Origin of the sequence: Roseibium sp. SCP15 (assembly GCF_040329435.1) — a bacterium.
GTDB lineage: Bacteria > Pseudomonadota > Alphaproteobacteria > Rhizobiales > Stappiaceae > Roseibium.
Map to the genome: position 1 here is coordinate 129575 of NZ_JBDZYI010000001.1, position 23490 is coordinate 153064.

Genomic DNA, 23490 nt, shown 5'->3' on the forward strand with positions numbered 1-23490 from the left:
CGTTTTTTGTCACTCGTCAAAACACGATGCCCGGTAATGCCACAAACCGGAATGACGCAGATGCAAAGAGACCGGCAATCTGCGGCCGACGCCTATTCGGTTCTGGGAACGCTTCTGTCCGCGTTGGGGCATTCGTTGCCTGGAGAGCTGGACAATGCAGTCACTCTGCTGACGAATGAAGACCGTCTTGCCGCCTTGCAATCCATTGCACAGGCCGAAGCGGTTTCCGCTCTGGCAGGGTCTGCAACCGGCGGGCTGATTGTCGGGAACGGGATCGAGCTGCTACGCGGCGCCTATCAGTCTTTGAACCGGTCGGACCAAATGGTCGGTTACCTCTTGGGAATGACTGCCTACACGACGACCCTGTCACGCCTTTGTATCAGCGCGATGCGGGATCAAGTCCCCTATATGCGCAGGCCCGAACCGCGCGTGCCCGAATACATCTTGAGGCTCGGTGACCTTTTTTCGGCCTGGCGCCGGGAAGCTTACGACCTCGGATACGAAGCTGCCTGGTCTGTGGTTCAGGAAATGGATGCAGTCACACCGGCCAACGACCGGCGCGGTCATTATTCCAAGCAAGCGCTGCTCTATATCTTCTTGCAAACCGGGTTCACAGGTCAGCATCAGGACATGGACTGGCGCGCGCGTCAGCAGTGCGAAGATATCATTCTCAGACGAATACTGGCGACCAATCTGCTTGAACAGCGACAGACTCTCGCGCGTTGGGCACGATCAAGGTAGCGGCTCGGATTCCACGCTGCGCAGGAAAGAAAACGAACGCGCAGACAGACGTGTAACCGGGAATTTGTAACAGACTGTATCGTGGCCCGAACCGGAGACATTTCCTGACAAATGCTGATTTGCAACAGTTTGACCGATTGAATATTCGAAAATTCATAACTTTCCGGGGACGAGGCCGGTGAAGTTTTTCAGGCGCGTTGGCCAAGAGCGGGAGCCGAAGCGTCTTGAAGGTAATTCAAACTTCATGTGAGGGTCTCATGACCAAAGCGAAGAATCTCCTGACATACGATGCGGTATCCCGCATCAATCACTGGATCATGGCGATTGCGATGATCGGAATGCTCGGTTTCGGCATGTTTCTTGAAAACGCCGAGCTGGAGCGCTCGACGCTCTTTCCCCTGATCCAGTTGCACAAGGCTCTCGGCGTTCTTGTTCTGATTTATGGTGCCTGGCGTGTTGGCTATCGGCTCATTCAGGGGTTTCCGCCTCCGATCGGCGACGCTCCAGCCTGGCAGGAAGTTGCTGCGAAAGCGGTTCACTGGATTTTGCTGGCGAGCATCATTGTGCTGCCGCTGTCCGGTCTGATCATGTCGCTGTCGGGCGGCCACGCGGTCAGTATCTTCAATATCGTGACCATCCCGGCACCGGGCGAATTTCCATCGATCAATGAAGCGGCAAGTGCCGTTCACAGCATCGGTGGAAAGGTGCTGCTGGCAGCGGTGATAGTTCACATTGCCGGCACCTTGAAGCACCGGATCATGGATCGCGATGCTACCCTGTCGCGCATGGTTTCCGGCCGGGCCGGATAAACACATCCAAACGCTGTGTCAGCCAACAAAAAACCACCGGCAGGATTGCCGGTGGTTTTTCAGTTTGGATAGCTCTGGCAAAGAGGATCTCTCTCCAGGCTTGGGCCTGTTTGCCTACCGTCCCGTGATCCAGGGAGCGAAGATCAGGATCGCAACCGCCAGGATCTGCATGGCAATGAAAGGCAGGAGCGATCGGAAGATCGTTGCCAGCGTGATACCGGGAGGAGCCACACTCTTCAGATAGAAGGCCGCCGGACCGAACGGCGGCGACAGGAACGAGACCTGCATGTTCATGCAGAACAGGACGCCGAACCACACAGGATCATAGCCGAGTTCCTTGATGATCGGCACGAAGATCGGCATGGTCAGGAGCGCGATGCCGACCCAGTCCAGGAACATGCCCAGAACGAACAGGATCAGCATCATGAAGAGCAGAATGATCGTCGGGTTCTCGGAAATGCCGGAAATGAGCGCGGACACGAACTTGATGCCGCCCATCAAATTGAAGACGCCGACAAGCGCGCTCGCCCCGATACCGATCCAGACAATCATCCCAACAGTCTGAAGCGTTTGAAGGGCTGCTCCCTTGAGCAGTTCAAACGTGAACTCGCCGCGCACCACGGTTGACAGCAATACACCCGCAACGCCAACGGCGGAAGCTTCCGTAACGCTGGCGATCCCTCCATAAATTGATCCCAGGACACCCGCGACAACCGTCAGCGGCAGGATCAGTCCCTTGAGCAGCCGGAGTTTCTCGGCGTTGGAGGGCTGTTCGCCTTCCGGGATTGGAGCAATCGCCGGATTGAGATAGGCGCGAACCAGAACGTAGGTGACGTAAAAGCCCGCCAGCATGAGTCCTGGTACGAACGCGGCCGTGAACAGGTCACCAACGGAAACGTTGGCTGTCAGTCCATAGATGATCAGAACGATGGACGGCGGTACCATAGTGCCCAGTGCACCACCGGCACAGACGACACCAATCGCCAGATGCTTGTCATAACCCAGCCGCAGCATCTGCGGCAGGGCGACTAGGCCGAGCAGCACCACTTCGCCGCCGATAATCCCGCTCATCGCAGCTAGAATGACCGCAACGATGATGGTCTGGATGGCAACTCCGCCACGTAGACGCCCACCAATCAGCTTCATTGCGTCGAACAGGTCGCGGGCAATGCCGGAGCGGTCCAGAATGGCTGCCATCAGCACGAACATGGGCACCGAGACAAAGACGAACGACGAGACGAAGGAGTAAACGCGACTGGTGATCAGCGGCACAACCATGGGGCCGAACCAGCCAAGAGCAAAGATCAGTGCAACCAGCAGTGTGACAAAGGCAAGCGGGATGCCGGAGACCAGGAGCCCCAACAGCATGACGAACATCAAGAAAGTACCGCCCTCGATGCCGAGGGACTGGAAAGACCCGAACAAATCAGTCACTTGCGACCCCTCGCATAATTAAAGGCGAGGACCAGAAACTGGACGGCCATGACGGAAAGAATGATGAGCAGAAAGACCTTGATGGTGCCGGGAAATACGGGGTCCCAGGCGCTGCCGGACCGTTCCAGCCTGAAGGAGCCGTCAGGTCGGAATGCGGCCCGCTGAACCATCAGCCAGGCAGCCCAGGCGAAGGTGCCGCTTGCCAGGGCGCAGATCAGCGAGATGACGATGTCAAACACCCTCCGGACAGGGGCCGGCAAAGCGTCATAGATCAGAACAACCCGGATGTGCCGGTTTCGGGCCGTGCAATAAAGTCCGCCATAGATGAAGGCGGCACCGCACAGGAAAATCGTGGTTTCATGCGCCCAGATCGTGGGTGCGTTGAAGAGATAACGCAGCAGAACTTCGTTCAGAAGAACCAGCATCGAAATTACAATTCCGGCTGCGAACAACAGACCGCCGCGATCGATCCATCGGCCGATCAGTCCGGCTTCCGGGATTGGGCCCGGGTCTTCTTCCCTTTGCGGCCCCTCGGTTTTTTCCGGCACGTCAACTTCCCCCGCTGTTTATGAAAACGGGCGCCGATGGCGCCCGTTTAGATGGTGCTTGAGGCAGATTACTGCATCAAGCCGTTTTCTTTCAGGTAGCTGGTCAGAACGTCATAGACGCGCTGTGCGTTAGCGGAACGCTCTGCGACCTTGGACCATTCGCCAGTGGCGATTGTGCGGAACTTGGCGCGCTCATCCGCCGGCCAGTCCGTTACGGTCACCTTGCCGCCTGCCTTTGCTTCTTCGACAGCCTTCAGGTCGCGCGCTGCAAGAGCAGCAACCTGTGAAGCGGCGAATTCGACGACGCTTTGTTCAAGGATTGTCTGAAGGTCGGCGGGCAGGGCATCCCACTTGGACTTGTTCATGGAGATTTCCACCAGCGGCATGGAGTGGAAGCCCGGATAGACCGGGTTCGGAGCCACATCATGCATGCCCTGTGCATGGTTGGTGGAAAAGACCGTGTAGTCGGCAGCGTCGATCACGCCCTTGTCGAGTGCGGTGAAGACTTCGGAACCCGGAAGGTTGACCGGTGCCGCACCGGCTGCAGCAAATACCTGCTGTACCAGGCCTTCAGGTGCACGCATTTTCAGGCCTTTCAGGTCGTCAACGCCGTTAAGCGGCACCTTGGAGACGAAAGCTTCCAGGCCCGGTGTGGTGGCGCCGATGAAATGCAGGCCATACGGCTCCAGCAGCTCGTTCATCAGTTCCTTGCCGCCACCTGTCGCCATGAAGGCAAACATTTCGTCCGGCGACGACCAGGCACCGACCGGATTGGCGATCAGGCCGAAGGCCGGGTCCTTGCCTGCAAAATAAGACGTGTCGGTGATGTGACCGTCCAGAATGCCGGCTGCGATGGCGTCCTGCGTTTCGGTGTGCGCCACGATGGATTCCACCGGCAGAAGTTCGATCTGAACACGGCCACCGGTCTTTTCCTTCACAGCTTCGGTCCAGCCTTGCTGCAGCTCGAAATTCGGGTTGCCTGCCGGGTCGGAAGACTGGAAGCGGAACGAGAATTCCTGAGCGGCTGCAGAAGCAACCAGTGCAGTGGCCGCAACGGCTGCCAAGGCTGTTTTCGTCAATGTCTTAAGCATGAATACCTCCCTTTCATATCATCATCGCATTGGTTCATGAGGCGATGGTTTCAACAGGCGGCGGGGCTTGCCGCAGTTCTTTCAAGGCGCGCTCGGCCAGTTGGTCGACGGGCGATGAAATCTCGAGTGCGAAGCCGTCTTCATCGTCATTCAGCGGCTCCAGGATCGCCAGCTGGCTGTCCAGCAGCGTTTCCCCGACGAAATGTCCCTTCCGGTTGGCAAGGCGCTCCTTGATCAGAGGTCGCGAACCGGTCAGGTGGATGAAGCGGCAGGACTTGAGGGAGGCACGAAGCCGGTCCCGGTAAGTCCGTTTCAGGCTGGAGCAGGCAACGATAGCTCCGCCGGTGCAGTAAATCTGAAGGCGCGCGGCCAGGCTGACCGCATCGAGCCACGGCAGGCGGTCCGCATCGGTGAGGGCTTCGCCTGCCGACATCTTGCGCTTGTTTTCCGGGCTGTGGAAGTCATCTGCCTCGACCATGCCGACGTCCAGGCTCCTTGACAGACGATCTGCAAGCGCGCTTTTCCCCGCGCCGCATACGCCCATCACGATGATGGTCGTCTTCCCGTCATCTGATGGCATGGAGTCTTGCATCTGTGTCCTCAAGCAGGTTTCGAAGTGATGTCAATCAAAATGATAGCGCTAACATTTGTCAATAAGAATCTTATGGTGTAGTATTGCGAGTAACGGAAATTGTCGTTTAACTATCTGTAATGGCTGGGTAATTTGAAAGTCACAATTGCTGATGTTGCCCGGGAGGCGGGTGTTAGCGCTATGACTGTGTCGCGGGCATTGCGAAACCCGGACAAAGTTTCCTCCAAAACATTGAACAAGATAAAGGCCGTTGTCGACCGGCTGGGCTACGTGCCGGATCCGGCCGCAAGTGCCCTGGCCGCGGGCAAGACCAACGTCGTCGGCGTGATCGTGCCGTCAGTTACGAACAACGTGTTTTCCGACGTAATGCGCGGGATCTACGAAGAAGCGGAAGGGTCCAAATGGCAGATCCAGCTCGGCAACTCGCGCTATTCTCCGATTGAGGAAGAAAACCTCGTCCGCACCTTCCTGAGCCAGAAACCGGCCGGGCTGATTCTCTCCGGTCTCGATCAGTCGGAGACGACCGAAAACCTGCTCAGGTCGGCCGACTGCAGGATCGTGCAGATCATGGAGTGCGGTCCTGATCCCTATGACATGATGATCGGTTTTTCCCATGTGGAAGCGTCCATGGCTGCCACCAGGCATCTACTGGAAGCCGGTTACCGCAGGCCGGGCTACATCGCAGCCCGGCTCGACCCGCGCAGTCAGCGACGCTTGCAGGGGTTTCAGAAAGTGGCCGAGGAGGCGGGCGTCTTTTCAGCGAGCCGGATCGTGACGACGCCAAGGCCGTCGACCGTGACCCTGGGCGGTGAACTGGTTGCAGACCTTCTTTCGAAAGCGCCCGAGACGGACGCGATCCTCTGCAACAATGACGACCTTGCCCTGGGGGCGTTGTTCGAATGCCAGCGGCGCGGTCTCAGGATCCCGGAAGAATTCGGAATTTGCGGCTTCAACGACCTTGAGATGATGGCAGCGGCCAACCCGTCAATCACGTCCGTGCGCACCTTCCGTCTTGATATGGGGCGCGAGGCCATGCGCTGGATGAGCAGCGCGTTATCAGGCAGTGAGCCAGACGGACCTGCCATCGATCTGGGCTACCGGGTCATCCCTCGCCAGAGCACGGCGCTGGGGACCAGGGGATAAGTTTCTGAACTAAAACGGCTCGAAGGGATGCCGCTGGACTGGTGTCTCGTGATGACCATTGGAGACCTGGGCGAGACGCCCGCTTGCTTCCCGTTACCTGATAAGGTGTTTGCAGCTGATCTGCAGGCAGACGTGATTGCGCTGAGGCAATCAAGGGTAGAAAAAGATCGAGTTTATATATTAAAAGTTAGGAAGTCTTCACGAGTTTTTCCTAGTCTGGCGCCGCATTTCCTCAGGAGGCGCAATTGACAAAGACATTTGGAAAACGTGGTGTTGGGGCCGCCGACCGCCGAGCACCTTCCGGATACTCCGCTTATTCTCAATCAACTCGAGTGCCTGCGAGCCCTCAGGGGCCGGTGTCGCAGGCAGCTGCGGCCGGGGCAGAAGATGTGCTGGAAGAAAAGGAAGGCGGAAAGTTCAAGTCCTTCGCAATTGCCAGCATCACAGGGTTTACCTTCAGCATTATTGCGATGGGGATATTCCTGGAATCGAATGCTCCCGGCTTCTTCGCCGGCAGGTTCTTTCTCAATATCGTGAGCGGAATTGCGTTTCTGAGCTTCGCCCCGATCGTGTTGATCGCTTCCCGCATTCTGGCAGATGTCATGCGCCTGCTGCGCGTGCCAAGGGGCTATTCGGACGTCCTTATCGGGGTTCTGGTCGGGTCCATAATGTTCCTGCCTTCGATAACCGACAACGGCCCGATCGACTGGAAAGCGCTGGCCTTTGTTATTGGCGGTGCAATTGGCGGTCTGACCTATTGGCGCTCTCGCGGTTTCCCGGGTCTGAAGCGGAAGTACTCAACGGCAGCCGAGAAGGGCTATGGCGTGCTCAACCGGACGAAGTTCGAGAATTTACAGGGATAGTGGTTGGTCTGGCCGGGTCTCGTTGAGGCGGGCACTCCCGGGCGAAAAACATGGGCTGGGCGGTCGCTGGTGGGGCCATTCGCGAATACCCGTCATCGGAGCATGACGGGATTGCAGGCGCGCAGCAGGATGATCACGCAACCGTGAGAAAGGTTTTCAGGTCCATCGCCTCCGCATGCTCGGAAATGGCCGCAAACGCGCTATAATCCGGTATCGGGAACACCCGGGCTTTATCTGCCGACCGGGCATTCCCGTGCCCGACAGGAGAACTCGCCATGACGACCGACCTCATCACCCGCCGAACCCTTATCGCTGCCGGCGGTGCTTTTGCGGTGGCCGGGGTTACCGGGTTCATTGTCCCTGCTCAGGCAAAGGGCCTGACGCCAACGCGTTCGATGCGGGGCGGATCCAACAACTATCGTCCCGGCGCGCCCATCGTCGACCGGATCGGCGGTGGTGGCTTCTGGATGAGTGGCACGGTGCGTCGCGCGGGGGACGGTGCTCCGCTCGCCGGTCAGCGCATCCAGATCTGGGCGCACACGACCGAAGGCTATGAGCGTGATCCGCAAAGCCACGGGGCCACTCTCACCGATGCAAACGGCGTGTTCCGCCTGGAAATGCCGCAAATCGTTCCCGCATTCGGTCAGCCGCATGGGCATCTTGCCTATGACAGCGGCGATTTTGAAACCGTTTTTCTGCGTCCTGTCATGAAGAGCTCCAGGGATACCAGCCTGGAAGCGCATTTCGTCCTTCAGCCTGTCTGATCTGAGTTGGGGTCCAGGGGCATGAACCGGGTGCGCTCGACCCTGATCTGGGCGGCCCTTGCGATCGTGGTTGCCGTGCCGCTTGCGGCGGCGGCAGCAAGTCCGCTGCTTCAATGGCGCGACCCGGTCTATATCGCCGCCGGCTTTGCCGGAATTGTCGCGATGGCTCTCCTGCTGTTTCAGCCGTTGCTGGCGGGTGGTTACCTGCCGGGCTTGCCCTCAATCAAGGGCAGGCGGGTGCATCGCTGGATTGGCGGCTGTCTGGTCGCAGCAGTTGTGTTCCATGTCGTGGCACTCTGGATCACCAGCCCGCCGGATGTGGTTGACGTTTTGCTGTTCAGGTCGCCGACGCCGTTCTCCGTCTGGGGCGTGGTCGCCATGTGGGCGGTTTTCGCCGCGGCGCTTCTGGCTGCTTTTCGCCGCCGTCTGCACTGGCGTCATCGCACGTGGCGCCTTGCCCACACATCCCTTGCTCTGGTCATCGTCGTTGGAAGCGTGGTTCACGCCCTGCTGATTGAAGGCAGCATGGAAACAGCTTCAAAAGTGGCGCTCTGCCTGCTGGTTCTGGCCGCGACCGTGAAAGTGCTGGCGGATCTCAAGGTGTGGGACGTCAGGCCCGGAAGAAGAGCTGAAAGATAAGGCGCAACTGGGCGCGTCGCAGCCGAAGAGGTCCATTGCCGCGAAGATATGGAAGCCGGCTCCGATCCAGCCTCGAGACAAACCGGGAGAAGGGGACGGCGGACGGACCAATCCGGCACCCGCAAAAGGTCTTCGCGCTTCAAGCGCGATCTGAATCAGCTTTTTGGTGAAGAAGAAATGGTCGGAGTGAGAGGATTCGAACCTCCGACCCCCTCGTCCCGAACGAGGTGCGCTACCAGGCTGCGCTACACTCCGACTATATGTTTGGGTTCAAGCCTAAACCCATCGGGAACAACGGGGCAAGCCCGCGCTGCGTGGAGGGTCATTTAGCAAAGCTGATCTGTTCCCGCAAGAGAATTACCTCGGCGATCGGCATTTTTTTAAAACTGTGAATAAGGTCAGGCAGATAGCAGGGGGAGGGGCTGTGAGAACGACCGATTTCGCAGTCTCCGGCGAGGTTGCCACGAAGAATGAAACCCGGGAAATCGCCGATTTTTCATCGCGCGATATGCAACTGGGGAAAACTGGTGTCCGGGATCAAAAGAATGGGGCAGGAGAGGCTTGCGCTTCTGAAACGAGATCGCTATACAGCGTTCCCACGGCATTGGGGTGTAGCCAAGCGGTAAGGCAGCGGTTTTTGGTACCGCCATGCGCTGGTTCGAATCCAGCCACCCCAGCCAATTTTCTTGATTCCCGAAAATTTGTGTGTTTGACCGGCACCGACATCGTGTCGATCCACAAAGCTGTTCGAATGGCCATTGGCCGTTGACGGATTATCGTGGGTTCCAGGCCGGTTCTGATCCAGACTTAAAGTATGCAATTCTTTTGCCGAGCAAGCCAAGAGATGGTCTGCTGGAGTTGATAAAGTTCGCAGAAATGACGGCGATCTGGCCCGAGGAACAGGCCTTTGTTTCGTATCCCGGAGAAGTATTGCGGCAGTCTGCTGATCAAGCTGCCTGAATGCGATAAATCAGTCTTCGCGGGCGGACTCGCATAATGTGGAATATGAAACCTTCTGAATGCATTGGTCGCCGCGCTTAATGTTAAACGCGCAGAATGTCCGGTGTGAGCCCAAAGCGGTCAACGAATTCTACGGAGGAGCGTCTATTTTCCTATCTTCACAATCTTCGTATGTCGACAGCTCGACGAAGCGCGAGGACCGCTGTTGCGTAATCTCCCAGTGAAATGCCTCTGAAAGCGAAGGCTGCCGGTGTTTCATGTGCACGGTCATCGACTTCCCCTGACACAAGTTCCGTCAAATCGCCGGTTATCTGCTGGTATGGCAGCATCGGCTTGTCACTTTCAATTTCCTGTGTTCGGTCATCAACAATAACAGTTTTGAAAGCGGTCATGCTGTTTGGGGACCACGGAATGCAGGCATCTGTAATCGCAGCGAAGGCAGTCGGCTTAAGCCATCGGGCATCTAAGAACGGTTCAATCGAGTAGTCCAATGTTATTGATGTCACCACCAGATCGGCATCACGCAAAACATCCTTCGCATTAGTGGCTGTTTCAGCTTGGAGGCCCATGTCGCGAGCACAACTACAGAGCTTGTCAGCATTTGCTTTGCCGCGCCCAAACACGCGAATTCTTTTCAGGGGAAATAACTCTGAAAATGCAAGTAGATGGGAGTGAGCTTGCACGCCTGCGCCTACAAAAGCCACCGTCTCGGCACTAGGGTCTGCAAGTCTACGCGCCACCACCATTGACAGTGCTGCTGTTCTGATTGCGGTTATCCAGTTCGCCCCCAATACAGCTCTGAGAAGCCCGGTTTGCGCGTCCATAACCATGATAGCGCCGTTAATCGCGGGGAGCCCTCTCGCCGGATTTTCAGGGCACACAGTCACCTGTTTCGTCACAATGAACCCATCATCTCCCACTGCCAAAGTAGACATTGCATACCGTCCATCCCCAGGCAAGATGGCTGTCTTGGGAGACGTATGAAGCTTTCCGTTTGCCTTGGCGATCAGGGCGGCTTCAATGGCTTCGGTAACTTCAGAAGGTTGGATGCCTAAAGCTTCCAAATCCTTGTCAGAAAGATAAACCGGTTTGCTTTCGGAAGTCATATCGTCATCTCTCGGCTTTGCAATCTGGCATTCTGACCGCGCACGATACCTTGGGCTCTCTCTTCTTTTCGGTTGATGTTCCCAAGATCAATAAAACTGAAGCAACAAATTCTTGGCTTCACTGCACGACAAGGAAATACTGCTCCGCTAACTTGAAATGGTTATCCAAACCGAATGACCGAAGAGTCCGCACTGCCGACTTATGGTTTTGTGAAGTGAAGCACATTTTTTTCGTAAAAGTTGCCAGCTTGACCTATGCCTGTTGCTATCAGTCTTCCGGAGTTCAGCAGAATTCTCCCGTTTTGGGCAAGCTGGCAACTTTCGGAAAGAATAGTGAATAAGTTGCCACCTTGAATTTGCGCGCCAGATTTCAACATTAATCTCAATAAACGGCGGAAACCCGCCCAAAATCGCATAATCCCTCTTAATCCCGGAACTACCCTAAATGCCAAGTGATCTTGCGCGTTGCAGCGCCAGAGCTCTTCAGTTTGAAATTCCCGGAGTAAAGCCCGGGACTGGGGTATAGATTGAATTTGGTTCAGCCTCGGAGCAACCAGAAGCATCGACATCGAATTCAATATAGCTTGAGACGTTTGTCGTTAGTAACAGCATACGCGTCTGGACGACCTGGAAGAATATTACTCCACCAATGGGGTCAATTTTAGGGACGCCATCAATGTCAGGGGGAGATGCCAGTATCGCCTCGCAGGCGGCTTCGAAGTCAAATAGCTCAGGGTCTTGAGATTGCTCGGCACCGGGGCGAAAGACTGCAAGAAAGTGGGGACGACTGCTTTGCGAAACATAGTATCCAAAGAGGCCGAACTTCTGGTTACCAATCTCGTAGCTGGTATGAGGGGCTTGAGCATTGACCGCGTTCACGTGAAGACCAATTACGAAAAGCAAAACGGCAACAAGTCGGTTCATTTAGTCGAATCCCACTGATCTGAATTTGTGCAGAGTTGCTATTTTGATTTTGTTTTTCAAGAGATGGCTCAAATCCGTTAGATCTCAGTTCTGGCACAAACCCACTGAAGATGTGGGGCTCCCCCGGCTCACTGTGACGAAGTTCGCCGACATACAGCCAATGATTGCATTGCCCACAGTGCGCTCAAATCGTTTGTGAAGTTCGGTGCCCAATTTTTCGCTAAAGTTGCCACTTTGAACTTGCGCACCTCGATTCAGTGATCGTCACAAGAAACGTCTGAAACTCGCCCAAAACAGCTTGATCCCACTAAATCCCAGAATCTACCCTATATGCCAAGTGTCCTGGCGCGTTGCACATAGTCCAGTTGTGCGCCTACCAACCCCACACGACACCCCCAATCCCCACTCACTCACACTGCTTCTCCCGGTCAAAATACTCGCGCAGCAGCCCGACGCGTTTGGGGCGGAAGGACTCGTTCAGGAAGTCGATCGACTTGATCCGGTCGAGGCGGAACATGCGGAAGTCTTCGCGCAGGCAACACCAGGTGATGAGGGCCTGAACGGCGTTGAAGAAATAGATGCTGAGCGGCCAGACCTTTCGGCTTGAGAAGCGCTCGCTGAGATCCAGATAGCCAAGCTGGACCGCCTGCTCATTCCAGATCGCCTCTCTCAGTCCGGGAATGTCCACTTCGGAGGAGGGGGCGTTCCGCAGGATGTGGCTGCCGACGGTCGCGTGCCGCAGCCGCGGGCGCATGTTTTCCGGCAGCGTCGCTTCCAGCTTCACCATGGCGTTCTGAGCGGCATAGGCAAATTCCGAGTTGCCGAGCTTGGAAACGGTGTGCAGGCCAAGGGCCAGTGCCTCCACCTCATCGGCTTCGAAATGCATCGGCGGCAGCGAAGGGTCCTCCGTCAGCGTGTAGCCAAAACCCGCTTCGCCATCGATGACGGCACCGGAAGAGCGCAGGCTTTGAATGTCGCGGTAGATGCTGCGTTCCGAAATCTCCATTTCCGCAGCCAGCCGTGATGCGGTCACGGGCGAGGGCAGCCGTCGCATGACTTGCATCAGGCGAAGAAGGCGATCAGAGCGGCTCACGGAACACCTCCGGTTTCATCGTGCCTTGGCCAGAACACTTTGAGCATAGTCATGCTGACAGGTTTTGTCAGGAGGCAATTGCTATCCAGACAAGGCGAGGAGCTAACCCGGCTCCGGATCCAAGGCCAAGGAGCCCGGCATGCCACGCCTAACAACCATTCTCTCGATTCTAGGAAGTCTCATCATGTCCCCAGCGTTTCCAGCATTAGCCGAAGCAGGCGAAACCGCAGATAAGCTCACCATTGTGAACCCGGAAAAGCTCCATGACCCATCGGTTCATGGTTACAGCACTTCGGTGGTCGCACCCGCGGGTACCCGGGTCGCCTATATTTCCGGGCAGGGCGGCGCGGATGCGAGCGGCGCTTTTTCGCCCGACTTTGCCGATCAGGTAGAACAAGCCTATGCGAACCTGAAAACGGTTCTGGATGCCCTTGGTGCCAGGCCGGATCAGGTCGCAAAGCTGACCGTCTTCGTGGTCGATCATGATCCCTCGAAGCTTGGCGTTTTGACCCGGAATGTGACGGCCATGTTCGGCGATGCATTGCCGGCACAGACGCTGGTTCCTGTACCGAAACTGGCAATTGACCCGATGCTGTTTGAGGTGGAGGCGGTGGTTGTTTTGCCATAGCCCGAACCTGTGCGACGCTCGCTTCAGGCGGGTTGAGGGGCCGCGTTTCCACCAGCTCTGCCAGGGGCAGTGGTGGTGGAAATGGTCCATACGAGATGTGAAACCGAAGCCTGGCGAAGGTCCTGATGGCAGGGTGATTATCTTGTCAGTTTGCGTTGCTGTTGAACTTGTTGCACAGCAGCGATCCGGGCATGGTAAGTGATTATCAGGCAAGACGTTTCGGCTCGGACCAGGTCACATCAATCGGTCTGGCGGGCAATGCGCGAAGGGACAAGAGCAAATGAGTTCTGAAGACGTGCCGGATTCAGATGCGAAAGACGACCGGACCCTGAAGTTCTATTCAGAGGAAGCACCGGTCTATACCGCAAGCGGAAAAGGCGGCGTCAGCCGGCATCTGACCGGGTTTCTTCAGCGCCTGCCTGAGGGGGCGAAGGTTCTGGAACTTGGATGCGGTGGCGGCCGTGATGCCGAGGCGATGATCGCGGCCGGGTTCGACGTGGAGCCGACGGACGGAACCCCGGAAATTGCCGCCAGAGCCGGGGAGCGGCTGGGACGGCCGGTGCGGGTGATGCGTTTTGACGAATTGTCCGCTGAGCAGTCCTATGATGCCGTTTGGGCGAATGCGTCGCTTCTGCATGTCCCGCGCGGCGCTTTGCCGGATGTGCTGGCGCGAGTTCGAACGGCCTTGAAGCCTGGAGGACTTCACTTTGCCAGCTTCAAGGGCGGCGGCTGTGAGGGGCGTGATGCTTTCGGCCGGTACTTCAACTATCTGTCGCGCGAAGATCTTGTCGAGTGCTATCGGCGCTCCGGCGACTGGGAAACCGTGTCGATTGTCGAATATCTCGGCGGTGGCTACCAGTCAGCTGCCGAAGGCCCCTGGATTGCGATCACGGCAAGGCGGCCGGACTGAGGCAGGCTCCCGGATCCCGGGAACCCGTATCTGTCGTCGTCGGCAATGCAGCTGCCTGGACGGCCTTACAGAAACTCGACCTTTCCGGTCGAAATGTCATAGAGTCCGGCCGCTGTCCCAACTTCACCGGAACTGTGCATTCCCGAAAGGATCGGTGTCGCGGTCGCGGCTTTTTCCGCGTTCAGTTTCGCGTTCTGCTGGATGGCTGCGGTCAACAGGTCCGGCGGGTTTTGGGGCATGACATCATAAACGGCAGGCCGGATGGCATTGACCAGACTTGGGATGTGCCCGCCCGGAAGTTCCCGGGACTGAATGGACTTGATCGTTGCATCCACCGCCCCGCAGGAGGAATGACCCAGGACGACGATGGTTTTGACGCCGAGCACCGCAGCGCCGTATTCCAGGCTCGCCAGTCCGTCTTCGTTGATGAAGTTGCCGGCCACCCGCACGACGAATATGTCGCCGGGTCCCTGATCGAAAATAAGCTCAGGCACGACACGCGAATCCGAGCAGGCGACAACGGCGGCGAACGGTTGTTGCCCGAGAGACCTCAGGGTCCGGCCGTGAGAATGGTCTGTGTAGATCGGCTCGTTGGCGACATAGCGTGCGTTGCCGTCCTTCAGGCGCTGCAACGCCTCGTCCGCGGAAGCGGGGCTGGGCTCCTCAGTCTGAGCGGACGCGGTCGCCGAAAAGGACGCCGTTGCAGTGAGGGCCAGGCCGCCTGCAACAAGACCCCTTCGGCTGATAGTATTCCTTGAACAATCCTTGCACATGGTCGCCTCTTCGGTGGTTCGCCGGAGCGTGTCAAAAATGCTTCCGGCACTGTTGGCCTTCATCCGGACTTTTGCTGCGTGGGGACGTGTCGAAGCGTTAGAGCGCTTTCGGTCTGTTGAATGTCATCCAGATTATGCGCGCAAGCATGCCGGGCCGCACCAATGCCGCGAATTGATTTTTGAAAATCAGGATGGCCTGGAGACGAGGGGAGTTGCTGCGCTGCAGTAAATTCAAGAGTCAAAAGTCAAGCTTTCTGAATAAGGGCTAGAGAATTCAGAAAGATAATCAAACTTTGCACATCTTTTCAACAGGGGTGATCGTATTTGTTGAAAGAATCATTTCTATGTAGACGCAGCGTAAAGAATTATGAATACTAAATTCACTGCCGGACGTTACTTGATTTCGTCTTAACGGATAGGGGTCTTGGGGCGGTGAAAGCAGTAACCCATGCCCGTGGTGGCAAGCATCGTTCCTATGGATTGGTGTGTGCCGATTGCCCGGGAGTTTCATGGGATGTACCGCGAGTGGACAAGTGCCGCGAACGGTGCCCCGGTGATCTGATAACAGCGGGTTATCTGTATGTCGGCACGTCTTACGGAACCTACGGGTTGCGTGGCCGTGGACCGGGCCTCCTCCACTGGAGACCACGGTCACAGTTAAAAGTGAAGAATGGCATTGCAGCGGATCTCTAGGGTTTCGGCGTAATTTCAAAATCTTCCTTTAACGCAGGGGGGCGCTGGCTACGGCCGGCGTCCTTTCCTTTTGCGGGGCTGTTTTCCGTTGGCTGGAGCCATTGAAAACAGACATGTTGCCCCGTCCTCCAGAAGACAACTTCCTTCATCGGTCTGCCCAACCGGAACAGCATCACCTGTCAAGGGCAGGCCCGCTATCCTCAGGCGGGACGCCGCTCACTGGCAGGTGCTAGTTGTGCCTTCCTCTGTCGTCGTGGTCTGCGGAGGCGGAAGCCTTCTGCTTATTTCGTGATTTTTTCGACACCCCGCCATTGAACCTTTCCCAGCAATTGACTACCTACAATTAAATACGATCGTATTTAATTGTTCAAAATCGAAGCTGCCTGATCAAGTTCGCGCAATGGATGTTCGAACGGATTTGGGTCCGGCAGCCAAAAGGTAAGGGAAACTTGATGACGGTTGGGCCAGAGAAATTCTTCTTCCTGGTGGCAGGTTTATGCGCCCTCGCGGGAATGGTGCTCGGGGGTTCTGTTCTCGAAGGAGCATACGAGCTTCAGGTGGTGCATGTGCACTTGCTCCTGTTTGGGTGGCTATCGAACGTAGCTTACGGGCTATATTTCCAGTGCAATCCGGCATTGTCGCGAACGAAGGTCGCCTGGGCTCAGTTCGGATCCGCTGTTGCCGGAACGATTGGACTGAGCGTCGGCTTTGTTTTCTACGGTGAGGACAGCATGACCTGGCTCATTTGGGTCGGCGCTGATTTCGCAATGCTGTCCGCTGCCCTGTTTCTGGTTTCCGTACTGAGAAGCTTCAAGACGCCACGTGCTGCTTGAGACCCGGTGGTTTGCTCACCTCAATGTGCAGACCGATTATCCATGACCAAAGTTGGGGAGGCGCGCGGGATCAGCGCCTCCTGTAAATCGTCATCCCCACACCGCTCTCGGTGCGATCGGTTTCGATCAGTTCCAGGCTTCTTTCCGCCGTTCCGGTTTCAAACAACCGTTTTCCGTGTCCGGCAATGACAGGGAATGTCCAGAGCCGGAACTCGTCGACGAGGTCATGCGTCAGGAGTGTCCGGATCAGGTCAGCACTGCCATGGACCTGGATGAGCGGTCCGTCCTGCCGCTTCAGATCGGTGATTTTGGCCGGGACATTGCCACTGACAAGGTGCGAATTGGACCAGGTGAGATCCGGTTTGCCGCGCGAGACGACATACTTCCGGGCTTTAGCCATCATGCCTGCGGGTTCTCCCTCCGCCTTGGTCCAATGGGCTGCAAACAGATCGTAGGTCTTCCTGCCGAACAGCATGTCATAGGCCGATGCCATTGCCACACGGCCGACCTGCGCCATCACCTCGTCCCAATACGGCATTGCCCAGCCTCCTTTGTCGAAGTCACCTGACCGGTCTTCATCCGGCATGCTCGGGGCCTGCATAACTCCGTCGAGCGTTTGAAATGTCAGAACTGCCAGATTTCTCATGGTTTTAAACTCCCTGGTTTTCGAACGTGGACCTGCAGAAAGCGGGTTAACGGGTATGGAATCGTATGTTACTATAAGGTTATCTAACCATATGGTGAAATAAAGTGTCTACTGATAATTTGAGCCTGACCTTGTCTGCCCTTGCCCATCCGGCGCGGCGCTCCATTCTGGCGCGCCTGTCGACTGGAGACATGACTGTTGCGGAGCTGGGTGAACCGTTCGACATGACCGGGCCGGCGGTTACAAAACATTTGAATGTGCTGGAGAGGGCAGGGCTGATCGAACGCTTGCGTGATGCACAGAGACGGCCCTGCAGGCTTCGGCCGGGCCCGCTCAAGGACGTTTTCGACCTTGTTCAACCCTATCGGGAGTTCTGGGACGAGAGCTTCGACCGGTTGGATGAGCTCCTCGCGGAACAGGAAGCGGAAAATGACAACTGAGGCCAGGTCCAACACGACGCAGGACCTCCACGAGCTTGTCTTCTCACGTGCCTTCGCCGCGCCTCCTGCAACCGTGTTTCGTGCCTGGACGGATCCCGATCAACTCGTGCGTTGGTGGGGCCCAAGGGATTTCGTCCTGACCATTCAGGCGATGGAGGTGAAGGTCGGCGGCATCTGGGAATATGTCCTGCATGGCCCGGACGGCACCGACTATCCGAACAGGGCAATTTTCGAGGTTGTTGAGCCGCCAAGGCGACTTGAGTTCTTCAACTCCGGCGGTCATGTCAGCGATCGTCACCTGACCTGCCGGATGATTGTCACCTTCGAGGACAGAAAAACGCAAACCCTGGTGACATTGCGCATGCAGTTCGAGACCGAAGCGGCACTGGAACGTGCAAGGTCGCGCGGGGCAGAACAAGGCGGCCGGCAGAGTTTCGAGCGACTGGTTGAATGGCTTGCGTGAATGAGGCAAGGGAAGCGCAGACGTCTCGCCTGGTCTCTTTCGAAAACAGCACGAACAGAAGATGCACCAGCGCAAACGAGGTGATGTAGTCGTCCAACGAGTAGATGTTGACGGTCAGGTGATAAATCCACTGGCAGATGATCGGTGTCAGGCCGCCGGTGATGGTCAGGGCAGCATTGCGGCCTATCGCGCCACCGGTGCAGTGCGTTGCAAACGGAAACATTTCCGTAATTGCGGTGGTCAGGATCGAGGCGACCGGCGCCTGTGCGATCCCGTAAATGATGTGAGCAATGAGGACTTTCACGACCTCGCCGGTCTCGATCAGATAGAAGATCGGGTAGCTCAAAAAATGAGCAGGATTGCACCACCTGCCATCACAGGCCGCCTCCCGGCCTTGTTAGAAATGTAGCCGCAGACAGGTATGAGACGGGTCGCAACGAACGGGCGGAAGACGATCGCCTGATTGGCTTCTCCTGCCAGCTACAACTGTCGAAATGGTATCGGCGGGAGGGTCGCCCAACAAAAGGGGTGGAAGCCGGTTTCCGGCGGGCCCGATATTTCGGGTTGACCGTTCACCTGCCTCCCACTAGATTTTTGGCCGTCCAACGCAAGAAGAAAGGAGGGCCCGATGAATTTTACGCGCTACCGCGTCCGCGGTCCCGTCTTCGCCCCGCAAACGCGTTTGTGGGGCTGATCGAAGGACCCATCCGTCACGACGATCTGCCCTGAATGCAGCCGTTTAGGCTGAGCATTTTTGGACTGGACTACGTGACTCATGACTTTGATCAACCTGCGCAACGTTGGCGTAACCCTTAGCGAACCGCTTTTTTCCGACATCAACCTGACCATCGCCAAGGGCGAACGGATCGGTCTTGTGGCTGCAAATGGCAGCGGCAAATCCACCTTGCTTCGCGCAATCGCCGGAGAGGGTGAACCCACACACGGTGAAATAACGACCTCCCGCGGTCTGCGGATCGGTCTGGTTTGCCAGAATGTTCCGCCGGAACTATTGGCACTTTCCTTGTATGACGCCGTCTTGTGCGCTCTGGACGACGATCAGGCTGCTAACGAAAGCTGGCGCGTCGACATTGTCCTTGAAGACCTTCAGGTCCCCGCAGATCTGTGGCAAAGACCGCTTCAGGCCTTGTCCGGCGGGTGGCAGCGCGTCGCGCTCCTTGCCCGAACCTGGATTTGCGAGCCGGATGCCTTGTTGATGGACGAACCAACCAACCATCTGGACCTTGGCCGTATCGGCATTCTTCAAAACTGGCTTGAAACGATCGCGCGGGGCACACCTTTGCTGGTCGCCAGCCATGACAGGGCTTTTCTGGACGCGGTCACGGACAGGACCTTTTTTCTGAGACCCAAGGACTCGCAGCACTTTTCGCTTGCCTACAGCAGGGCGCGCCAATCGCTTGAGGAACGGGATGCTGCCACAGCGCGTCAGTTTGACAGGGAGATCAGCAAGGCCAATCAACTTCGGCGGCAGGCAGCAAAGCTGAAAAACATCGGCATCAATTCCGGGTCCGATTTGCTGTTGAGTAAAACCAAGCAATTGAAGGAACGGGCTGAAAGGATCGAGGAAACCGCGAGACCCGCGTTCAACGGAAAGTCGTCGGGCAAGATCCGTTTGGCCAATTCGGGAACGCATGCCAAGGCATTGGTCGCAGTGGACGAGACGGACATCGCGATTCCGGCGGGACGAACCTTGTTCCGCATCGGGCGACTTTGGATCAATCGGGGAGATCGGGTGGTTGTGCTCGGCGCAAATGGCACAGGCAAGACCCAGTTGCTCAACCGTGTGATCAGGGCACTGAAAGCCGAGGACCCGAGCATTCGTATTGCTCCGTCAGTTGTCCCCGGCGTGTCTGACCAGGCCCTTTCTCAGTTGGATCGATTTTCCACTCCCATGGATGCGGTCACGCAATACAGCGATGTGGGTGACCGCAATGCCAGGGCGTTGCTTGCATCCAGCGGGATCATGATCGGCATTCAGGAGAAGAACGTGTCGGCTCTGTCCGGCGGACAGCGCAGCCGCCTTGCCATGCTGCTGCTGCGCCTCGCGCAGCCGAATTTCTACATCTTGGACGAACCGACAAACCACCTCGATATCGAAGGTCAGGAAGCCCTGGAGCATGAGCTGCTTGAACACGACATATCCGCTTTGCTGGTAAGTCATGACAGAGCTTTCGTCCGCAATGTCGCTACAAGGTTCTGGCTCATTGACGACAAACGTCTTGTTGAAGTCGATGACCCGGAAACCTTTTTCGACAGTCAGATGCACTAGTTTCCTCGGGGGCCGCTTCAGGAGCCTTCAGCTCTTTGCAAGCAGGCCTCCGATTCCCATGCTGACCCATGGAGGCACAAATCTTTGCCGGGCGGCCATCAATTTCCAAACCGGCGGGCAGGGCATTGCCGCCGGTCTTCTGCGGCGGCAGCATCTATCCGGTAAGTTCTCAAACTTCTCATCGAAGCAATGTTGCGCACAGTTGTCGATAATGTTGGAAGGGCTACGCAGTTCGCCAGCACCATTGCCTCCGCGCCATCACTGGGTGGTGCTTACGGAAATGCGCTAGTCCTGATGAGAGGTGGCTAACCGCTCTCAGCGACGCTTGCCGAAGGTTGGCTTTCCGCCGCCGGTTTTGCGTGGGCGGCTTAGTGGTTGACCCGGCTCGACTGCTGCACGCGTATCATCGCGTCTGCGATTGAAGAAGTTGCTGGTGTTGTCGATGAACTCGTCATCGGCCTTCTTCAAAGCCTCTTCGGATGTTTTCAAGGATTGAGAACGAAGTTGCGCAACATGCCGTTTGTCGCTGATGAATTCGACGCCGCAGCGCAGACCTTCTTCCCAGCGGCGCTCGCAGCTGACTTCGTAGTCTTCGAGGTCAATGTAAAGCTCGAATTCCTTCGGCAACATGTAGGCCTGTTCGAACTCAAGCATTGCCCCACCTTGAGAAATATTCCTGACCAGGCAGGGAATAGACCTCAAGCCATTCTGAAAAACCATCTTGCCCTTTTTGAAGACGCGGGCGCGCCTCTCACGTTCGACAAACTCGCGTTCTTTTTCTTGTTCCGCACCGGGATGCGATGCTGGTTTGACGTCCGACATTCTGGTCTCACATCCAATTGTGCCTCGAAAGGCAAACTTGCTCCATGACGCAGACCTTACCAAGGAATGCCTTGCCAATCCGTGAATCAGAACAAGGACTCGTAGTCGGATTTACAAATTCAGCGAAATTGAATCGAGTTGACGCGAAGGTTAGGTGGCTTGAGGCGAAGCATAATCGACAGATTTTGCCAACAGGAACAATAAATTAACGCATAAATTGTATTGATGTATGATGCAATCTACCCTGCATGCTGACGTTCTCGAACTTGTCCGGGTTGTTTTGCGCACTTGAGCTGCGGAACAAAAGCCCCTATGCCGACCTGAGATGGCCCGAAGCTTTTTCTTTTCCGAAGCATTCGTGGAACGACATTCCTTGAATTGATACACATTGTTCCTTTTATTTACGGGCAAGCCAGACAAGCGAAAAAGACGCAATTTCCGGTGAAATTGTGCAAGTTGAGGCGTTGATGACAGAAGACCAGATATCCTTTTTGAACCGGCTCGCGGTCCGAGCTGGCGAGGAAATCTTGAAGATTTATGCAGAGCCGTTTGAAGTTGAGAACAAGGCGGATGGTTCTCCTGTTACCAAGGCTGATGCTGCTGCGGAAAAGATCATTCTGGCAGGGTTGGCCGAAATGTTTGCGGACATTCCGGTTGTTGCGGAGGAATCCGTGGAGGCCGGCGATCTGCCTGCGGTCGGTAATCGTTACTTCCTGGTGGATCCGCTGGATGGGACCAAGGAGTTCCTGAAGAAGAACGGGGAGTTCACGGTCAACATCGCGCTCATCGAGAATGGCGTGCCGGTTTTTGGTGTCGTGTCCGCACCGGCGCTGGGCGAAATCTTCTGGGGCGGTGAGAACGGCGCTTTCAAGGCCAGGATCGAGAACGGGGATCTTGCGGATGTCCAGCAGATCTCGGTTCGCACGCCACCGGAGAAGGGGTTGAGCGTTCTTGCCAGCAGGTCACACCTGTCGGCGGAGACATCTGCGCTTATCGACCGGTTGAACGTGGCCGAGCGGGTGTCGGTTGGCTCTTCCCTGAAACTTTGTTGGGTCGCAGCAGGCAAGGCCGATCTGTACCCGCGTCTGGCGCCGACCATGCAGTGGGACATTGCGGCAGGCGATGCGGTTGTGCGCGCGGCCGGCGGCCGTGTGGTTTTGGCCGGAAACGGTGCGGACTTCGTCTATCGGGTTCCGGAAAACGCCACCAAGGATGACCTGCGCAACCCCTATTTCATTGCGGCGGGCTGCAAGTCACTGCTGGCCGATGTTGCCCCGGCTGCCTGACCCTCTGCGGCTGACAGGTTCTGCAATTCAATTCAGTATGGCCGGGTGACCGGTCCAACGGAAAAGCGACTATGAACATGCAATCTTACGGGATCACGCCCGAGCGCCTCAGCAACCTGAAGCGGTTGGAAGCGGAAAGCATCCATATCATCCGCGAAGTTGCGGCCGAGTTCTCCAATCCGGTGATGCTCTATTCCATCGGCAAGGATTCCGGCGTCATGCTGCATCTGGCGATGAAAGCCTTTTATCCGTCAAAGCCGCCGTTTCCTCTGCTTCACGTGGACACGACCTGGAAGTTTCGGGACATGATCCAGTTCCGGGACGAGACCGCCAAGCGTCTCGGTCTCGATCTTCTGGTCCATACCAACCCGGAAGGGCTTGAGAAGAACGTCGGGCCTTTCTCGCATGGCTCCTCGGTGCACACCCACATCATGAAGACCGAGGCCCTCAAGCAGGCGCTGAACAAGTACGGATTTGATGCTGCCTTTGGCGGTGCGCGCCGGGATGAGGAAAAGTCTCGCGCAAAGGAGCGGGTCTTTTCCTTCAGAAATGCCAATCACGGCTGGGATCCCAAGAACCAGCGCCCGGAACTGTGGAACCTCTACAATGCCCGGGTTGCCAAGGGTGAGAGCATCCGTGCTTTCCCGCTTTCCAACTGGACCGAGCTCGATATCTGGCAGTACATTCTGACTGAAAACATCCCGATGGTTCCCCTCTATTTTGCCGCCAAGCGGCCCGTCGTTCAGCGCGACGGCATGCTGATCATGGTGGATGATGATCGAATGAAACTGCAGCCTGGAGAGACCATCGAGGAAAAGATGGTGCGGTTCCGCACGCTCGGCTGCTATCCGCTGACCGGTGCCATTGAATCCGATGCCGACACACTCCCCGCCATTGTCCGCGAAATGCTGATCGCCCGCACGTCCGAGCGTCAGGGCCGTCTGATCGACAAGGACGAAAGCGCATCGATGGAGAAGAAGAAGCGGGAAGGGTATTTCTAAG

At 56.6% G+C, this 23490-nt stretch carries 26 protein-coding genes and 2 tRNA genes; 16 read left to right on the forward strand and 12 right to left on the reverse strand.

Translation table 11 applies throughout. The features are described 5' to 3' along the window. Positions 1 to 36 precede the first annotated feature (36 nt). Together ABLO27_RS00605 and ABLO27_RS00610 are read left to right on the forward strand one after the other, a co-directional pair. Entirely contained in the window at positions 37 to 741 is a 705-nt protein-coding gene (locus tag ABLO27_RS00605) for a hypothetical protein (protein WP_353029844.1), read from the forward strand. A gap of 257 nt (positions 742 to 998) precedes the next feature. Further along, the gene (locus tag ABLO27_RS00610) at positions 999 to 1550 is read left to right on the forward strand and encodes a cytochrome b (RefSeq protein ID WP_353029845.1); all 552 of its coding nucleotides are present in this window, start codon (positions 999 to 1001) and stop codon (positions 1548 to 1550) included. A gap of 114 nt (positions 1551 to 1664) precedes the next feature. Here the strand turns inward: ABLO27_RS00610 and ABLO27_RS00615 are convergent, their stop codons facing one another. From ABLO27_RS00615 to ABLO27_RS00630, 4 genes are all read right to left on the reverse strand, one after another. Beyond that, complete coding sequence (locus ABLO27_RS00615) at positions 1665 to 2927, reverse strand: TRAP transporter large permease (RefSeq protein ID WP_353031655.1); 1263 nt, start codon at positions 2925 to 2927, stop codon at positions 1665 to 1667. Positions 2928 to 2980: 53 nt separating this feature from the next. Beyond that, positions 2981 to 3532, reverse strand: a complete 552-nt coding sequence (locus ABLO27_RS00620; RefSeq protein WP_353029846.1) for a TRAP transporter small permease subunit — start codon at positions 3530 to 3532, stop codon at positions 2981 to 2983. Between the two features lie 68 nt (positions 3533 to 3600). Continuing rightward, complete coding sequence (locus ABLO27_RS00625; RefSeq protein WP_353029847.1) at positions 3601 to 4623, reverse strand: TRAP transporter substrate-binding protein; 1023 nt, start codon at positions 4621 to 4623, stop codon at positions 3601 to 3603. A 34-nt stretch (positions 4624 to 4657) separates the two neighbouring features. Then, the gene (locus tag ABLO27_RS00630) at positions 4658 to 5215 is read right to left on the reverse strand and encodes a gluconokinase (protein ID WP_353029848.1); all 558 of its coding nucleotides are present in this window, start codon (positions 5213 to 5215) and stop codon (positions 4658 to 4660) included. 132 nt (positions 5216 to 5347) lie between these two features. Here ABLO27_RS00630 and ABLO27_RS00635 point away from each other — a divergent pair, with 132 nt between their 5' ends. Together ABLO27_RS00635 and ABLO27_RS00640 are read left to right on the forward strand one after the other, a co-directional pair. Beyond that, positions 5348 to 6358, forward strand: coding sequence for a LacI family DNA-binding transcriptional regulator (locus ABLO27_RS00635; protein ID WP_353029849.1), 1011 nt, complete (start codon positions 5348 to 5350; stop codon positions 6356 to 6358). 245 nt (positions 6359 to 6603) lie between these two features. After that, a complete protein-coding gene (locus tag ABLO27_RS00640) occupies positions 6604 to 7221 on the forward strand; it encodes a hypothetical protein (RefSeq protein ID WP_353029850.1) in 618 nt (205 codons plus the stop codon). Positions 7222 to 7354: 133 nt separating this feature from the next. Here ABLO27_RS00640 and ABLO27_RS00645 read toward each other — a convergent pair whose 3' ends face one another. Continuing rightward, positions 7355 to 7498, reverse strand: a complete 144-nt coding sequence (locus ABLO27_RS00645; RefSeq protein ID WP_353029851.1) for a hypothetical protein — start codon at positions 7496 to 7498, stop codon at positions 7355 to 7357. Between ABLO27_RS00645 and ABLO27_RS00650 the strand changes: the two genes are divergently transcribed. After that, entirely contained in the window at positions 7497 to 7985 is a 489-nt protein-coding gene (locus ABLO27_RS00650; protein WP_353029852.1) for a twin-arginine translocation pathway signal, read from the forward strand. The genes ABLO27_RS00645 and ABLO27_RS00650 overlap by 2 nt on opposite strands. Before the next feature lie 21 nt (positions 7986 to 8006). After that, positions 8007 to 8624, forward strand: a complete 618-nt coding sequence (locus tag ABLO27_RS00655; protein WP_353029853.1) for a ferric reductase-like transmembrane domain-containing protein — start codon at positions 8007 to 8009, stop codon at positions 8622 to 8624. A gap of 178 nt (positions 8625 to 8802) precedes the next feature. Here ABLO27_RS00655 and ABLO27_RS00660 read toward each other — a convergent pair. Further along, positions 8803 to 8879 (reverse strand) — tRNA-Pro (locus ABLO27_RS00660). Between the two features lie 350 nt (positions 8880 to 9229). Between ABLO27_RS00660 and ABLO27_RS00665 the strand changes: the two genes are divergently transcribed. Beyond that, positions 9230 to 9304: transfer RNA gene (locus tag ABLO27_RS00665), tRNA-Gln, on the forward strand. A 438-nt stretch (positions 9305 to 9742) separates the two neighbouring features. On the opposite strand, the gene ABLO27_RS00670 is transcribed toward ABLO27_RS00665, so the two are convergent. From ABLO27_RS00670 to ABLO27_RS00680, 3 genes are all read right to left on the reverse strand, one after another. Next, positions 9743 to 10690: an ornithine cyclodeaminase family protein gene (locus ABLO27_RS00670; RefSeq protein ID WP_353029854.1), complete on the reverse strand. Its 948-nt coding sequence runs from the start codon at positions 10688 to 10690 to the stop codon at positions 9743 to 9745. A 483-nt stretch (positions 10691 to 11173) separates the two neighbouring features. Continuing rightward, the gene (locus ABLO27_RS00675) at positions 11174 to 11614 is read right to left on the reverse strand and encodes a hypothetical protein (protein WP_353029855.1); all 441 of its coding nucleotides are present in this window, start codon (positions 11612 to 11614) and stop codon (positions 11174 to 11176) included. Between the two features lie 406 nt (positions 11615 to 12020). Next, on the reverse strand, positions 12021 to 12707 hold the full coding sequence (locus ABLO27_RS00680) for a helix-turn-helix transcriptional regulator (RefSeq protein ID WP_353029856.1): 687 nt from the start codon (positions 12705 to 12707) through the stop codon (positions 12021 to 12023). A 139-nt stretch (positions 12708 to 12846) separates the two neighbouring features. Here ABLO27_RS00680 and ABLO27_RS00685 point away from each other — a divergent pair, with 139 nt between their 5' ends. Both ABLO27_RS00685 and ABLO27_RS00690 read left to right on the forward strand, forming a co-directional pair. Beyond that, positions 12847 to 13335 carry a RidA family protein gene (locus ABLO27_RS00685; RefSeq protein WP_353029857.1) on the forward strand — a complete coding sequence of 163 codons (489 nt, stop codon included), beginning with the start codon at positions 12847 to 12849 and terminating at the stop codon, positions 13333 to 13335. Positions 13336 to 13615: 280 nt separating this feature from the next. Then, positions 13616 to 14245 (forward strand): class I SAM-dependent methyltransferase, encoded by a 630-nt coding sequence (locus ABLO27_RS00690; protein WP_353029858.1) that lies wholly within the window; start codon positions 13616 to 13618, stop codon positions 14243 to 14245. Between the two features lie 65 nt (positions 14246 to 14310). On the opposite strand, the gene ABLO27_RS00695 is transcribed toward ABLO27_RS00690, so the two are convergent. Next, positions 14311 to 15081, reverse strand: coding sequence for a carbonic anhydrase (locus ABLO27_RS00695; RefSeq protein ID WP_353029859.1), 771 nt, complete (start codon positions 15079 to 15081; stop codon positions 14311 to 14313). A 1082-nt stretch (positions 15082 to 16163) separates the two neighbouring features. On the opposite strand from ABLO27_RS00695, the gene ABLO27_RS00700 reads away from it, so the two are divergent. Then, entirely contained in the window at positions 16164 to 16544 is a 381-nt protein-coding gene (locus ABLO27_RS00700) for an LPXTG cell wall anchor domain-containing protein (protein WP_353029860.1), read from the forward strand. A 70-nt stretch (positions 16545 to 16614) separates the two neighbouring features. On the opposite strand, the gene ABLO27_RS00705 is transcribed toward ABLO27_RS00700, so the two are convergent. Further along, positions 16615 to 17190: a dihydrofolate reductase family protein gene (locus tag ABLO27_RS00705; RefSeq protein WP_353029861.1), complete on the reverse strand. Its 576-nt coding sequence runs from the start codon at positions 17188 to 17190 to the stop codon at positions 16615 to 16617. A gap of 104 nt (positions 17191 to 17294) precedes the next feature. Between ABLO27_RS00705 and ABLO27_RS00710 the strand changes: the two genes are divergently transcribed. The 4 genes from ABLO27_RS00710 (at position 17295) to ABLO27_RS00725 (ending at position 20380) form a co-directional block, all read left to right on the forward strand. Further along, positions 17295 to 17630, forward strand: a complete 336-nt coding sequence (locus ABLO27_RS00710; RefSeq protein ID WP_353029862.1) for an ArsR/SmtB family transcription factor — start codon at positions 17295 to 17297, stop codon at positions 17628 to 17630. Continuing rightward, positions 17620 to 18093: an SRPBCC domain-containing protein gene (locus tag ABLO27_RS00715; protein WP_353029863.1), complete on the forward strand. Its 474-nt coding sequence runs from the start codon at positions 17620 to 17622 to the stop codon at positions 18091 to 18093. The genes ABLO27_RS00710 and ABLO27_RS00715 overlap by 11 nt, the downstream gene beginning before the upstream one ends. Before the next feature lie 61 nt (positions 18094 to 18154). Next, positions 18155 to 18502: a hypothetical protein gene (locus ABLO27_RS00720; RefSeq protein ID WP_353029864.1), complete on the forward strand. Its 348-nt coding sequence runs from the start codon at positions 18155 to 18157 to the stop codon at positions 18500 to 18502. Between the two features lie 366 nt (positions 18503 to 18868). Then, positions 18869 to 20380: an ABC-F family ATP-binding cassette domain-containing protein gene (locus tag ABLO27_RS00725; protein ID WP_353029865.1), complete on the forward strand. Its 1512-nt coding sequence runs from the start codon at positions 18869 to 18871 to the stop codon at positions 20378 to 20380. A 315-nt stretch (positions 20381 to 20695) separates the two neighbouring features. Here the strand turns inward: ABLO27_RS00725 and ABLO27_RS00730 are convergent, their stop codons facing one another. Further along, positions 20696 to 21202, reverse strand: coding sequence for a PilZ domain-containing protein (locus ABLO27_RS00730; RefSeq protein ID WP_353029866.1), 507 nt, complete (start codon positions 21200 to 21202; stop codon positions 20696 to 20698). 467 nt (positions 21203 to 21669) lie between these two features. Between ABLO27_RS00730 and cysQ the strand changes: the two genes are divergently transcribed. After that, a complete protein-coding gene (gene cysQ, locus ABLO27_RS00735) occupies positions 21670 to 22488 on the forward strand; it encodes a 3'(2'),5'-bisphosphate nucleotidase CysQ (RefSeq protein WP_353029867.1) in 819 nt (272 codons plus the stop codon). A 71-nt stretch (positions 22489 to 22559) separates the two neighbouring features. After that, the gene (gene cysD / locus ABLO27_RS00740; protein ID WP_353029868.1) at positions 22560 to 23489 is read left to right on the forward strand and encodes a sulfate adenylyltransferase subunit CysD; all 930 of its coding nucleotides are present in this window, start codon (positions 22560 to 22562) and stop codon (positions 23487 to 23489) included. Position 23490: the final 1 nt, after the last annotated feature.